8 protein-coding genes and 2 pseudogenes are annotated in these 12,785 nt (G+C 67.2%); 9 read left to right on the forward strand and 1 reads right to left on the reverse strand.

The genetic code is table 11. From position 1 onward, the window contains the following. Positions 1–14 precede the first annotated feature (14 nt). The 5 genes from BTE28158_RS23590 (at position 15) to BTE28158_RS23610 (ending at position 7,718) form a co-directional block, all read left to right on the forward strand. Positions 15–1,286 (forward strand): MFS transporter, encoded by a 1,272-nt coding sequence (locus BTE28158_RS23590; RefSeq protein ID WP_151048904.1) that lies wholly within the window; start codon positions 15–17, stop codon positions 1,284–1,286. A gap of 27 nt (positions 1,287–1,313) precedes the next feature. Then, positions 1,314–3,734 carry a glycoside hydrolase family 31 protein gene (locus tag BTE28158_RS23595; protein ID WP_151048905.1) on the forward strand — a complete coding sequence of 807 codons (2,421 nt, stop codon included), beginning with the start codon at positions 1,314–1,316 and terminating at the stop codon, positions 3,732–3,734. Between the two features lie 121 nt (positions 3,735–3,855). Continuing rightward, positions 3,856–5,043 carry a porin gene (locus BTE28158_RS23600; protein ID WP_151048906.1) on the forward strand — a complete coding sequence of 396 codons (1,188 nt, stop codon included), beginning with the start codon at positions 3,856–3,858 and terminating at the stop codon, positions 5,041–5,043. A 283-nt stretch (positions 5,044–5,326) separates the two neighbouring features. After that, positions 5,327–7,348 carry a BCCT family transporter gene (locus BTE28158_RS23605; protein WP_151048907.1) on the forward strand — a complete coding sequence of 674 codons (2,022 nt, stop codon included), beginning with the start codon at positions 5,327–5,329 and terminating at the stop codon, positions 7,346–7,348. Positions 7,349–7,406: 58 nt separating this feature from the next. Beyond that, positions 7,407–7,718 (forward strand): hypothetical protein, encoded by a 312-nt coding sequence (locus BTE28158_RS23610; protein WP_059598873.1) that lies wholly within the window; start codon positions 7,407–7,409, stop codon positions 7,716–7,718. A gap of 90 nt (positions 7,719–7,808) precedes the next feature. On the opposite strand, the pseudogene BTE28158_RS23615 reads toward BTE28158_RS23610, so the two are convergent. Beyond that, a pseudogene (locus tag BTE28158_RS23615) lies at positions 7,809–8,644 on the reverse strand (class I SAM-dependent methyltransferase). Between the two features lie 181 nt (positions 8,645–8,825). On the opposite strand from BTE28158_RS23615, the gene BTE28158_RS23620 reads away from it, so the two are divergent. The 4 genes and pseudogenes from BTE28158_RS23620 to BTE28158_RS23635 form a co-directional block, all read left to right on the forward strand. Then, the gene (locus BTE28158_RS23620) at positions 8,826–10,289 is read left to right on the forward strand and encodes a metallophosphoesterase family protein (protein WP_151048908.1); all 1,464 of its coding nucleotides are present in this window, start codon (positions 8,826–8,828) and stop codon (positions 10,287–10,289) included. 170 nt (positions 10,290–10,459) lie between these two features. Next, the gene (locus BTE28158_RS23625) at positions 10,460–11,785 is read left to right on the forward strand and encodes a cytochrome-c peroxidase (RefSeq protein WP_239007381.1); all 1,326 of its coding nucleotides are present in this window, start codon (positions 10,460–10,462) and stop codon (positions 11,783–11,785) included. A gap of 181 nt (positions 11,786–11,966) precedes the next feature. Then, a complete protein-coding gene (locus tag BTE28158_RS23630; protein ID WP_151048910.1) occupies positions 11,967–12,227 on the forward strand; it encodes a hypothetical protein in 261 nt (86 codons plus the stop codon). A gap of 195 nt (positions 12,228–12,422) precedes the next feature. Beyond that, positions 12,423–12,641 (forward strand): annotated as a pseudogene (locus tag BTE28158_RS23635) (PAAR domain-containing protein); the annotation flags it as partial. Positions 12,642–12,785: the final 144 nt, after the last annotated feature.

Genomic DNA, 12,785 nt, shown 5'->3' on the forward strand with positions numbered 1-12,785 from the left:
CTCAGGAGACAGCAGTGAAAACAGTCAAGGCGTTGCGCTGGTGGATCATCGTGCTGGTATGTCTCGGCACGATCCTCAACTACCTTGCGCGAAATTCCCTCGCGGTGCTCGCACCGGAACTGAAGCAGGTGTTCGCGATCTCGACGCAGCAATACTCGTATATCGTCGGGGCGTTCCAGATCGGCTACACGATCATGCAGCCGGTATGCGGGTTCATCGTCGACCTGATCGGCCTGCGGGTCGGGTTCGCGCTGTTCGCGATGCTGTGGTCGGTGGTCGGCGTCGCGCACGGCTTCGCGTCGGGCTGGCTGTCGCTCGGCATCCTGCGCGGCTTGCTCGGGCTGTTCGAGGCCGCCGCGATTCCGTCAGGGATGAAGGCCGTCGCCGAATGGTTTCCCGATCGCGAGAAATCCGTCGCGGTCGGCTACTTCAACGCGGGCACGTCGCTCGGCGCCGCGATCGCGCCGCCGCTCGTCGTGTTCCTGTCGATGCGATTCGGCTGGCAATCCGCGTTCATGGTCACCGGCGCGCTCGGCTTCGTGTGGGCCGCGCTCTGGTACACGCAGTACCGGTCGCCGGCCGATCATCCGCGCATCACGTCACAGGAGCGCACGCTGATCCGTGACGGCCAGGCCACGATGCCGACCGCGTCGAAGCGCCGGATTCGCGACGTCGTCACCGCGCGTCGTTTCTGGGCGATCGCGCTGCCGCGCTTCTTCGCGGAACCCGCGTGGCAGACTTTCAGTTTCTGGATTCCGCTGTACCTCGCCACCGAACGCCACATGGCGCTCACGCAGATCGCCGTGTTCGCGTGGATGCCGTTTCTCGCGGCCGATCTCGGCGGCATCGCCGGCGGCTATCTCTCGCCCTACCTCGCGAACCGGTTCAGGCTGCCGCTCGTGTGGTCGCGTGTCGCCGGCGTCGCGCTCGGCGCGGTGCTGATGCTGGGGCCGGCGATGATCGGGCTCGTGTCGTCGCCGTACACGGCCATCGGCCTGTTCTGCGTCGGCGGCTTCGCGCACCAGATGATCTCCGCGCTCGTCAACACGCTGTCGGCCGACGTGTTCGATCCCGAGGAAGTCGGCACCGCCAGCGGCTTTGCGGGCATGGCCGCATGGATCGGCGGGCTCGGCTTCTCGCTGCTGGTCGGCGCGCTCGCCGACAAGATCGGCTACGCACCGCTGTTCGCGTGCCTCGGCCTGTTCGACATGATCGGCGTCACGCTGCTCGCGGTGCTGATTCGCGGGCAGTCGAAGCAGGAGCGCCTGCTCGCGCAGCACGCCTGACCTCCGTCTTCACCAGGAATCGCTTACATGACTTCGCTTCTTCATCCGCCCGTGTTCCACGTCGCCGACCGGCAGGCGAACCGTGTGCTGCTCGCGTCCGACGCGGGCGCAACCATCGAGATCTTCGTGCTCGAGGACGACATCGTGCGCGTGCGCGTGCTGCCCGACGCGACGGCGCGCAACCCGCGCACCTGGACCATCGCGCCGGGCCTCGACGACGTGCCGCTCGAAGGGCGCGACCGTCTCGACCTGAGCGGCTTCGCGCAGCCGGCCTACGACTTCGTCGAAGACGACGGCGGCGTGCGCATCGAAACCGCGCAGATCCGCCTCACGGTAAGCCGGCAAGGCGGCCATTGCACGTGGTCGATGCGCGGCGCCGACGGCGCGTGGCGCGTCGTGCTCGCCGATCGCGCGACGCAGGCGTACAACTTCGGCTGGTGGGACGATCGCGCCTATCACTACGTCGCTCGCGAGCGCGGCGACAAGGTGTTCGGTCTCGGCGAGCGCGCGGGCGACCTCGACCGCACCGGCGCGCGCTTCGAGATGCGCAACATCGACGCGATGGGTTACAGCGCAAAGCACACGGACCCGCTCTACAAGCACATTCCGTTCTACGTCACGTGGTCGCCCGACGCGTGCCAGGGCTTCGGGCTGTTCTACGACACGCTGTCGGATTGCGCGTTCGACATGGGCCGCGAGCTCGACAACTACCACGGGCTCTACCGCTACTTCGTCGCCGAGCACGGCGATCTCGACTACTACTTCATCGCGTCGCCCGACACGCCGCTCACGGCCGCGCGGCGCTTCACGTGGCTCACCGGGCGCCCGGCGCGCACGCCGAAATGGGGGCTCGGCTATTCGGGCTCGACGATGAGCTACACCGACGCACCGGACGCGCAGCGGCAGATGAACCAGTTCGTCGAGCGGTGCGAATCGCACGACATTCTGTGCGATTCGTTCCACCTGTCGTCGGGCTATACGTCGATCGGCGAGAAACGCTACGTGTTCAACTGGAACCGCGAGAAGTTTCCCGACGCGAAGGGTTTCGTGAAGCACTACCGCGACCACGGTATCCGCCTGTGCGCGAACATCAAGCCGTGCCTGCTGCGCGACCACCCGGCGTTCGACGACGCCGCGCGGCGCGGGCTGCTGATCCGCTCGGCATCCGGCGAACCGGCATGGGTGCAATTCTGGGACGAGGTTGGCGCGTATCTCGACTTCACGCAACCGGACGCCTACGACTGGTGGCGCGAGCAGGTCACGTCGGCGCTGCTCGACTACGGGATCGAGTCGACGTGGAACGACAACAACGAATACGAGATCTGGTCGCCCGACGCAATCGCGCACGGCTTCGGGCAGCCGTTTCCCGCACGCGAGGCGAAGGTGCTGCAGACGATGCTGATGATGCGCGCGTCGCGCGACGCACAGCGCGCACATGCGCCGGCGCGGCGGCCGTTCCTCGTGTCGCGCTCCGGCGGCGCGGGCATGCAGCGTTATGTGCAGACCTGGTCCGGCGACAACTACACGTCGTGGGAAACGCTGCGCTACAACCTGAAGATGAGCCTCGGGCTCGCGTTGTCGGGCGTGTCGAACATCGGTCACGACATCGGCGGCTTCTCCGGCCCCGCCCCGTCGCCCGAGCTGCTGCTGCGCTGGGTGCAGTTCGGCATCTTCATGCCGCGCTTCAGCATCCATTCGTGGAATGACGACGGAACCGTCAACGAACCGTGGATGTATCCGGAGATCACCGCGCGGGTCGCGTCGCTGCTCAAGCAGCGCTACCGGCTGCTGCCTTACCTCTATCACCTGCTGTGGCTGTCGACCACGCGCTACGAGCCGGTGCTGCGGCCGACCTTCGGCGACTTCCCCGGCGACCCGCGCTGCTACGTCGAATGCGACGACATGATGCTCGGCGACGCGCTGCTGGTCGCGCCGGTCGTCGAGCCGGGCCGCACGGAGCGCGCGGTCTACCTGCCGTCCGGTGCGCGCTGGCTGTGCTGCGCGAGCGCGCAGTCGTTCGACGGCGGCGCGAACGTGACGCTGCCCGCGCCGCTCGACACGCCGGTGATGCTGTTGCGCGAAGGCCGCGTGCTGCCGCTGAACGTCGCAGAGCAACGGTTCGGCGCACGCGCGGACACGCGCGGCTTCCTCGTCGCGCCGCGCGTCGAGGACGGCGTTGCGTATGGCGAATGCGTCGAGGACGACGGCGAAACGGAAGCGTGGCGCGACGGCGAATACGGGCTGTGGCGCGTCGAGACCGGACGCACGGCGTCCGGTGAACTCGGCGTGTCGGTCCGCTGGGATGGCCGCATGAACCGCCCTGCCGGGCGCGTGGAGATCCTGCTGCCGGCATCGCTGCAGTGCGCGCTTGCCGTGCGCGGTGCGTGCGTCGAACACGATGCGCGGGACGGCGCGTGGCGTCGCGTCGTCGTGGCACTCGACGACTGACCGCGCAAGCGCGGGACGACGCCGAACCCTCAGATCGGGCGGGCCGCGCACACGGCCCGCCCCTCCACCAAAGAGGAGGCCGATCAGCCTCCCGCCCCTTGAAGAGACTTGGAGATCGTCAATGAAAGCATCGCACAACTATTATGCAATCCTGATTTTATCGGCCGCGTCGCTCGGCGCTTCCACCGCCCGTGCGCAGAGCAGCGTGACGCTGTACGGCGTGGTCGACGATTCGCTCGCGTACGTCAACAACCAGCAGGGCCACTCGAACATTTACATGCGCGACGGCAACCTGTATGCGTCGAAGTTCGGGCTGCGCGGCGACGAGGATCTCGGCGGCGGCACGCACGCGATCTTCGACCTGCAATCCGGCTTCAACCTGAACACCGGCGCGCAAGCCGCCGCCGGCACGATCTTCAACCGCCAGGCCTTCGTCGGGCTGCGCAACGATCATTACGGCACGGTGACGGCCGGCCGCCAGTACACGCCGTACTTCCTGCTGGTCGGCCCGTACGCGTCGAGCAGCTGGCTGACCGGCGCGACGGGCGCGCATCCGGGCGACATCGACGGGCTCGACACGACGATCCGCGTAAACAATTCCGTCACCTACACGTCGCCGACCCTCTTCGGGCTGACCGCGAGCGCGATGTACGCGTTCGGCGGCATCGCCGGCGCGACCGGCAAGGGCAACACGTTCAGCGCCGCGCTGCGCTATGCGAACGGGCCGGTCGGGATCGCGGCCGGCTACCTGCGCATCAACAGCTCGGGCTCGTCGGCGGGCTTCCTCAATCCGGCGACCGCGGCTTCGGGCAGCTTCGCGGTGTCCGTGCTGAACCAGGGCTACCTGACCGCGAAGGCCGTCGAGCAGGTCGCAGCGGCCGGCAACTACACGCTCGGCAACCTGACGATGGGCCTCAACTACTCGAACGTGAAGTACCTGCCCGGCAACGGCTCCGCGTTCACGGACACAGCCGTGTTCAACACCTACGGCGCGCTCGCCGCGTACCGCTTCACGCCGACCTTCTCGGTGGCCGGCGCGTTCGCGTACACGCTCGCGTCGAAGGCGAACGGCGTGTCGGACGCGGCCCGTTACCAGCAGTATTCGCTGAAGGAGTCGTACAGCCTGTCGAAGCGCACGACGCTCTATGCGCTGCAGGCGTACACGCATTCGAGCGGGCGGACGCTCGGCGCGCTGGGTGCCGGCCATATCGTCGACGCGGCGCCGATCGTCGGCGATTCGCAGCAGCTCACGCCGTCGACGACGCACGGCCAGTTCGTCGGCATGGCCGGGATCGCCATGACGTTCTGAACCCGTACGGCTGCGCCTCCCCTGCTCGAGCCCCGGACGATCCGGCATCGTCCGGGGCGCCCGTTGACGTTCGGCGTCGACCTCTTTCGCACGCCGCGCGCAGCGTGCGGGTTTTCGCGATCGCCCCGATACCTTACAATTCGTCAGGTTTATCCCTGCTGCATATCCCTTCATGCAGTCCTGACACCGCGGTACACTCGGCGCACGCCGTATAAGGGTCCGTCGCGCGCCATGCGCGCCGGGCGGCGTCGCGCCTCGTTGCGCCCACAACTGGATGCCAGCCATGCCAGATTCCCGTTCCTCGCCCCGCACGACATTCAAGCCGCAGGTCGTGCTGCCCGCGCTCGCGGTCATCGGTGCACTGCTCGTCGTGTGCGCGCTGCGCCCGAACGAAGCAGGCGCGCTCTTCTCCTCCGGCCAGCAATGGGTCGTCGCGCGCTTCGACTGGTTCTACGTACTCGCCGTCACCACGTTCCTCGTGTTCCTCGTGCTGATCGCGGCAAGCGACTTCGGCAACATCCGGCTCGGCCCCGACGACGCCGAGCCCGAGTTCAGCTTCCTGTCGTGGACAGCCATGCTGTTCGCGGCGGGCATGGGCATCGGCCTCATGTACTTCGGCGTCGGCGAGCCGATGCAGCACTTCCTGAAGCCGCCGACCGTCGACCCCGGCACGCCGGCAGCCGCGCGCGAGGCGATGCTGATGACCTTCTTCCACTGGGGCTTTCATGCGTGGGCGATCTACGGGCTGATGGGGCTCGTGCTCGCATACTTCGGATTCCGCTACAACCTGCCGCTGACGCTGCGCTCCGGCCTGTATCCGGTGCTGCGCGAGCGCGTGAACGGCTGGATCGGCCACGCGGTCGACGCGTTCGCGCTGGTCGGCACGGTCGCGGGCATCGCGACGACGCTCGGCTACGGCGTGATGCAGTTGAGCGCGGGCCTGCATACGGTCGCCGGCTGGGATACGAGCGGCAACGCGTTTCGCATCGGGCTCGTCGTGATCGTCGTGATCCTGGCCGGCGCATCGGCCGCGAGCGGTCTCGACAAGGGCGTGCGGCGGCTGTCCGAGCTGAACCTGCTGCTGGCGTTCCTGTTGCTCGCGTTCGTGGTCGTCGCGGGCCCGACGTCGTTCCTGCTGCGCGCGCTCGGCGACAACATCGGCCAGTACCTGTCGAATCTCATCGACCTGTCGTTCCGCACCTATGCGTACGCGCCGCCGCGCGAAGAAGGCTGGTTCGGCGGCTGGACGATCCTCTACTGGGCATGGTGGGTATCGTGGTCACCGTTCGTCGGCATGTTCATCGCGCGCATCTCGCGCGGCCGCACGATCCGCCAGTTCGTGATCGGTGTGTTGCTCGTGCCGACCGCATTCAATCTCGTGTGGATGACCGTGTTCGGCAACAGCGCGATCTGGCTCGACACGCATGGCGCGGCCGGCGCGCTCGCGCAAACGGCCGGCAGTGTCGATGCGTTGCTGTTCCGTTTCTTCGATTTCCTGCCGCTTCCGCAGTTGCTGTCGATCGTCGCGATCGTGCTGATCGCGGTGTTCTTCGTCACGTCCGCCGATTCCGGCGCATTCGTGATCGACCAGATCGCGACGCGCGGCACCGCGCATTCGCCGGTCTGGCAGCGGCTGTTCTGGGCTGCGCTGCTGGGCGTGACGGCGGCCGTGCTACTGGTCGCGGGCGGGCTCGGCGCGCTGCAGGCGATGACGTTGATCGCCGCATTGCCGGTCGCCTTGATCATGCTCGCGCTGTGTTACGGGCTGTGGCGCGGGCTCGCGGCCGACCGCGCGCACTATTCCCAGGACGTCGCGCCCGCGACGAGCTTCTGGACCGGCCAGCACTGGCGCCATCGCCTGACCCACATCCTGCGGCAGACGACCGAAGCCGACGCACGCCAGTTCGTCGCGGAAACCGTCGAGCCCGCGCTGCGCAAAGTCGCCGACGAGCTGCGTTCGGGCGGCGTCGACGCACACGTGCAGCGCGACAGCGACGACGCGGTGCGGCTGACCGTGCCGACCGCGGAACACCGCGATTTCGTCTACGGCGCGCGCGTAACGGCGAAATCCGCGGCGGCCTTCCTGGTACGCGAAGCGGCCGAGCCGGATGCCGAGCGTCCGCACGTGTACGGCATCGTCACGTTCTTCGAGGACGGCCGGCTCGGCTACGACATCGAATATCTGCGCGGCGACGAACTGATCGCTGACGTACTGCGTCAATACGAACGCTACGTCTCGCTAGCAGCCGACCAGCGTACGCATCTGCTGAGCCGCGCGCCGGGACACGCAACGGAGGCCGAATGAATCCGACCGCTGCGTTCCTCTCGTCGAGCCGACGCGCGGCAGCCGACGGAGCCATGCCATGAGCAGCCTCCTGAACAATCGCACCGGCGACTTCATCGCGCTCGCGACGCTCGCGGTGCTTTACCTCGGCGGCGTCGGCCTTGCGCTGTGGCGGATCCGCACCGCCGCACCGCGCGGCAAGGTTTACTGGATCTTCTGCATCGCGCTGCTGGCCGGCGGCGCGATCGCGATCACCGCCAACCTGTCGCCCGTGCCGAACAGCGGCGAGATGCCGCCCGGTTTCGCACTCGGCGTCGAGGCGGTGCTGCTCGGGCTCGCGCTCGTGGCGGCCAGCTGCGCCTGGCTGATGTTGCGTGCGAGGCGCGACTGATACCTGCCTTTTGCACGGCGCCGCAGCCTCGTCACGCATGAACGGCAACACGCATGCCGAACAACGGGCTGCCGCCATTTTCCCGATGCATCATGCAGACGGCGCCCGCGCGGTGACGAGCCAGCACGCCGCGTCGAAGCACAGGTTCGCGCCCTGCACATAGCGCGAACCGTATCGATCACGCGCCGGCGCGTCGCGTCGTCCACCTGACGAAGCGCGAGCCCGACCGGCCCCAGTCGCGCGATGTAGTCGTCCAGCTCGGACACCGGCAACGCGCACGCGATATCGATCGGCTCGATCGCGATGTCGGCCCAGCCGCTGTCCGACAATACCGACGCGATCCGTTGCCGGTCGCCGAACGCGAATTGTCCCGGCGCCCCCGGCTGCCGCGCCGGCATGGCGGGCAGCAATGGCGCCGCGACACGCTCTGCCGTCGTCATGAACGGATTGTCGGCGGCGCCGCGCCATGCGACGAATCGCAGTTGCGCGTTCGGGCGCGCCGCGTGCCGCAGGTTCGCGAAGGCCTGCACCGGATCGTCGAAGAACATCACACCGAAGCGCGACACGATCAGATCGAACTGCCCCGGCGCAAACGCATGCGTCTGCGCATCGGCATGCACGAAGTCGGCATCAACGCCCTCGCGTTCGACGCGTGCCCGTGCAGCGGCGATCATCTGCGCCGAAATATCCAGGCCCGTACAGTGCGCGTGCGCGCCAATCCGCCGTGCGATCGCGAGCGTCACCGCGCCGGTGCCGCAGCCGACGTCGAGCACGCTGCTCGAGGACGCCACCACCGCCCCATCCGCGAGCAATGTCTCGAACGGCTCGAACATCCGGTCGAGCGAGCGCTGCGCGTCGACCCATGCCAGCCCCGACGGGCCATTCCATAGCGCAGACTGCGCTTCGTTTGTCCGGTTTCCTTCCATCGTCGATTCTCCTTTTGTCCGCATCGTTGACCGTGATCCGGACTATGCTGCTTCAAGCCGGCTTGAGGTCAAGGCTGCGAACGCGGCACGACTCGCGCGCCGCGTCGGTCTTCGCACCCCATCCTTCACAATTCTTACATTCGCGTTCCGTATCGTTGACGGCTTTCCTACGGTGCCTCCCATGCGACGACTCCTCTCCCGCGCGCTGTTCGTGCGCTGCGCTCCGCTTGTTGCCCTCGCGGCGCTGTCCGCGTGTTCGAATCACATCGATACGCCCGCCGACCCGGCCAGTGCCGCGATCAACGTTCAGGCCGCGTGGGTCGAGATCGGCGATGCGAACCAGGCGATCGCACGCGTGGTCACCAACTACAGCCCCGTGTCCGCGAGCGATCCGCTGTGTCCGCAGTTGTCCGTCGACGGCAAGCTGTCGCGCATGACGCTGCGTGCCGGCGCCGCGACCATCGCGCAACGTCCGACGGCGAGCGCCCCGGCCGACTCGAAACCGTCGAGCTTCCCGGTGTCGGTCTGCGAAGCGATGCTGCCCACCGATGCACAGGCGGCGAGCGTCGCGGGCCGCGCGCTGCCGCTGCCGAAAGCGCAGCCGCAGCGCATCGCGATCATCGCCGACACCGGCTGCCGGATGAAGAAGGCCGACAACGCATGGCAGGCGTGCAACGACGCGACGGTCTGGCCGTTCGACACGATCGCGGCGAGCGTCGCGAAGCTGTCGCCGGACCTCGTGCTGCACGTCGGCGACTATCACTACCGCGAAAACGCGTGCCCGCCCGACATCGCCGGCTGCAAGGACAGCCCGTGGGGCTACGGCTGGGATACGTGGCAGGCCGACCTGTTCCGCCCGGCCGCACCGCTGTTCGCGAAGGCGCCGTGGGTTGTCGTGCGCGGCAACCACGAGGAATGCGCACGGGCTGGACAGGGCTGGTACCGCTTCCTCGATCCGCACCCGTATTCGGCAGCGCGTTCGTGCGACGATCCGGCCAACGACGACGACGCGAACTACTCGGATCCGTATGCGGTGTCGCTCGGCGGCGGCACGCAAGTGATCGTGTTCGACACCGCGAAGGTCGGTCGCAATCCGCTGAAGACGACCGACGCTCAGTTCCGCATCTATCAGAAGCAGTTCCAGACGGTCGCGTCGCTCGCGTCGAAGGCCGGCATGTCGACGACGATCTTCACGAACCACCATCCGATCCTCGCATTCGCGCCGATCGCCGGCAGCACGCCGGCGCCGGGCAACCTCGCGCTGCAGTCGGTGATGGCGAGCCTGAACGCGCAGGCGTACTATCCGCCCGGCATCCAGGTCGCGCTGCACGGGCACGTGCACGATTTCCAGGCGATCAACTTCTCGTCCGGGCATCCGGCGACGATCGTGTCCGGCAACGGCGGGGACAACCTCGACGTCGCGCTGCCCGATCCATTCCCGGCCGGCGTGACGCCCGCGCCGGGCGCCGTGATCGAACGACTGTCACACCACAACAGCTTCGGCTTCCTGATCATGGAGCGACGCGCGGCGCCGGCGACGGGCTGGGTGTTCCATGCGTATTCGGCGGCCGGCAAGCTGCTCGCGTCGTGCGACCAGTCGGGCAACACGCTCGCATGCGACAAGACGGGGTTCATCGCGCCGTGAGTGACGAAGTTCGATTGAGTGATGATTTGACGAATTCGACCGGCCGCCGGCGACGGATGGCCGGCTCGCGGAAGCGGACGGTTTCGTCGGCGACCGCTGCCGAGCATCGGGTTTGCGCTTCGGTTCCGGTCGCCGGCGGTGGCCGGACGGTACGCGTGCTTGCCGCCGCCCTGCTCGCCGGCGCGGCGCTCGCGGCCCATGCCACACCGTCGGAGACGATCCTTCTTCCCGGTGTGCCGTCGCGCGTCGTCGGCACGATCGGCAACGGCACGCCGCAGGTGACCGGCAAGGTCGACGCGGCGGGCGCCCGTTTCGCGCCCGATCCGACGCTCGTCGCGCTGGGCCGCCGGATCTTCTTCGATCCGCGGCTGTCCGAGCCGCGCGGCATGTCGTGCGCGGGCTGCCACGATCCGGGACGCGCGTTCGCGCCGACATTGTCGGCCGCTTCGCTCGCGGGGCCCGGCGTGCCGGAAGGCAGCCGCCACGGGCGCTTCAGCCTGCGCAACGCGCCGTCGCTGCTCTACGTGCGCTACGTGCCGCGCCGCCACTTCTACCAGGATGACGACGCGCCCGCGCCGTCGCCGTTCGGCGGCCTCTTCAGCGACGGCCGCGCGGACACGCTTGCCGAACAGATCCGCGGGCCGTTGTTCGATCCGAACGAGATGAACAATCGATCGCCGGCCGCGCTGCTACGCAAGGTCGACGGCACCGAACTGGCGGACGATCTCGCCGCGCGCTTCGGCGCATCGGTGCGGCGCGACCCCGAACAGCTGGTGCGTGCGCTGGGCTCGGCCGTTGAAGCGTATCTGCAGAGCGACGACATGGCGCCGTTCACGTCGCGCTTCGACGCGTACCTGCGCACGCGCAAGCCGCTCGCGCCGGCCGAGATGCGCGGCCTGGCGCTGTTCCGCAATCCTGACAAGGGCAACTGCATGAGTTGCCATACGCTGACGGAGACGTCGAGCCGGCCGGAGCGCTCGCTCTTCACCGATTTCGGCTACGACGCGATCGCGGTGCCGCGCAACCGCGCGCTGCCCGCGAACCGAGATCCGCGCCATTTCGACAACGGCCTGTGCGACACGGCCGCACGGCTGCGCTGGCCCGAGCCGACGCAATGGTGCGGCTACCTGCGCACGCCGGGGCTGCGCAACGTCGCGGTCAAGCAGACGTTCATGCACAACGGCGTGTTCACGACGCTGCGCGACGCGGTCGCGTTCTACAACACGCGCTCGACCGACCCGGGCTACTGGTATCACGGCGCCAGGACGTTCGACGACGTGCCGGCCGCCTATCGCGGCAACATCAACGTCAATTCGACGCCGATGAACCGCCGGCCGGGCATGCAGCCCGCACTCACCGACTCGGAAATCGACGACATCGTCGCGTTCCTCGGCACGCTGACCGACGCGCGCTACGCGAACATCATCCCGCCCGCCGCGCCTGCCGCCCGGATTACCGGATCGCCTGCTGCCCGCACACCGACGCCGGTGCGCTGAACCCTGGCCGAACGGCCAGGCGGATGCGCGCCCGCTTGCGGCCGCCAGGAAGGCTGCTCGCGCGTTCCGAGCGGAGATCGACAAGGTCGAGGACCCTGCCGCCGACAAGAAGACGGAGAAAGCCCGTACGGCCTTCGCGCTGACCGTCCGCCAGCTTTGTGACGGCTACAAGGGAAAGGCGATGGTCATTCTCGCCGAAGGGTCGATCTACATCCTGAACTGGGCCATCGAGAATATGGTGAATCCGAACCTCGGTTCACTGGAAGCTCGAAAGGCCACGCCAGCCGACATCATCTACATGCTTGAAACCAGCGGGAAATCGTGGAGCGCCTGTAATCGAGTGCTGACGACGATCACGGTCCTGTTTGACCATGCGATTACATCCCGTGGTTGCAAGACGGCTTGCAACCGACGCTCGGGGATTGCGCCGACGTCGATCTGACCGGTGCAAAAGCTGCCGACATGCTGAAGTGCTCGGCAACGGGGGTTTGGAAACCATCCTCGGTTGTATGAGCCTCAAGGTTTCCATCGTGTGATCAACCACTCATTGAAAAGAAGGATATAGCGCCCCTCAGGAATACTGAGATAAATTGCGCAGCCACGCGACTAAGATCGTGGTTTCTGAGTGGGGAAAACAATGCAAAGAAGAATCGCGTCTGTGGGCGACGTTTTGTCCAGTGGTGGCATCGTTCTACCTGCGGATGGACCACCGATGACATTCATGGGTCATCAAGTCGCCCTGATCGGAGGTCAAGCATTTTGCACCGCCTGTAAGAGCAACGGCGTCATTGCCAAGTCCGGGGGACCTTACCGCTTACAGTTCTTAGCGGAAGTTGCCCTGGATGGCGACATCGTAATGTGCAAATGCCCGAGGCCACCGCGCATTATTGCTGCGCTTAGTGGTGAGTCATCGTGCGACGACAACCTAGTGTCCTGTTCCGCTGATTCGCGAGCAAAGTCGATGCAGCTTTTCGAGGATGGAATCGGCTGAGGCGGTCCA

Origin of the sequence: Burkholderia diffusa, assembly GCF_902499115.1 — a bacterium.
GTDB classification, from domain to species: domain Bacteria; phylum Pseudomonadota; class Gammaproteobacteria; order Burkholderiales; family Burkholderiaceae; genus Burkholderia; species Burkholderia diffusa.